General features: G+C 29.8%; 1 protein-coding gene. It reads left to right on the top strand.

Annotation, left to right across the window (positions count from 1 at the left end; all coding sequences use genetic code 11):
- Positions 1–94: 94 nt before the first annotated feature.
- On the top strand, positions 95–1,354 hold the full coding sequence (locus tag DFR80_RS15120) for a transposase (protein ID WP_114490490.1): 1,260 nt from the start codon (positions 95–97) through the stop codon (positions 1,352–1,354).
- The last annotated feature ends 45 nt before the right edge of the window (positions 1,355–1,399 follow it).

Below are 1,399 nucleotides of genomic sequence, written 5' to 3'. Positions count from 1 at the left end.
ATTATCCACAGATTACGCAAAAAAGGTGAAACAAGCTCCTTCTTTTGGTATAATTAGTTTGCAGACAAAAAACACCAAAAGGAGTTGTTTCACCGTGACTAATTATACCAGATTAATCTATGAAATTAAACGAAAAGTAAGTAATTTCTCTAAAAAAATATCAAAAGATTTATCAAAACCTAAAACTAAATTCATATCTCAAATGATTTATGGACTTTTAGATAGTCAATCAGTACTTTTAAGTAATATTGGCAGATCTTTAAAAGAAGATAATCTTTTAAAAAAGACTGTTGAGCGTTTATCCAGAAACCTTGAAAAATTTGATGAACAGGATGACTTAATTGGAAAATATATAAATGAGGTAAAACCTCATATTGATGATAATACTGTTTTTTGCTGTGATAAATCAGATGTAGTTAAACCCTACAGCAAAAAACTAGAAGCTCTTGATCGAGTTAGAGACGGCAGTACAGGTGAAACTGAAAAAGGCTACGATACTTTTGAAATAACTGCTCTAACTGATAAAAAGGCACTACCTGTTGAAATATATTCTCATATTTATTCAAGTCTAGAATCTGGATTTAAAAGCAGAAATATAGAAGCTCTAAAAGGTCTTGATTTTATAGAAGAACACTTTGGTAAAACCGGTATCTATGCCCTTGATAGAGGCTATGACGCCAACATGTATTATGAATATTTTACTGAGGGCAACAAAGATTTTGTAATTAGAGCTAAGGGAAACCGCAATGTTATCTACAAAGGCAAAAGCTTAAATATCAAAAAAGTAGCTGCTCTCTATAAGGGTAAGTATGCTTACCGCTATAGAAATCAGGATAACAAAGAAAGAAAACTAAAATTCAGCTATGCTCCCATTAAACTACCTGCTTTAAAAGATACTGAATTAACTATGGTAATTGTCAGAGGACATGGTATTAATCCAACAATGATTATCACAAATTTAAATCCAAATTCTAAGCGTCTTACTCTGGCAGTTTTAAAAGCGTATATTAAAAGATGGAGAATTGAAGAATATTTTAGGTTTAAAAAACAAAAATTTGACTTTGAAAACTTTAGAGTTAGATCATTGAAGAAAATCAGAAATTTAGATTTAATTTTATCAATAACTATAGGATTTTTAGCTCTTTTTTCCAATCAAAAAAAGACTAAGCTTAGAGTATTTGTTAAAAAAGTTTCAGAAAGAATATTTGACATACCAAACTTTGAATATTATGCTTTGGCAGATGGAATCAAAGAAATACTGGCTAAATCTTACACTGGAATAGCTTCTTTTTGTAAGAGTTATTACAAAAAACGACGATCACAAAAGATATTAAGACTCTCTTTACCATTATGACGGTAAGGATAGTTTTTGCTATTTTAAAAAATGGGGAAACTCATT

This window comes from Halanaerobium sp. ST460_2HS_T2 (assembly GCF_003337665.1).
Taxonomy (GTDB): domain Bacteria; phylum Bacillota; class Halanaerobiia; order Halanaerobiales; family Halanaerobiaceae; genus Halanaerobium; species Halanaerobium kushneri.
This window is presented reverse-complemented; position numbering and strand designations above follow the sequence as displayed.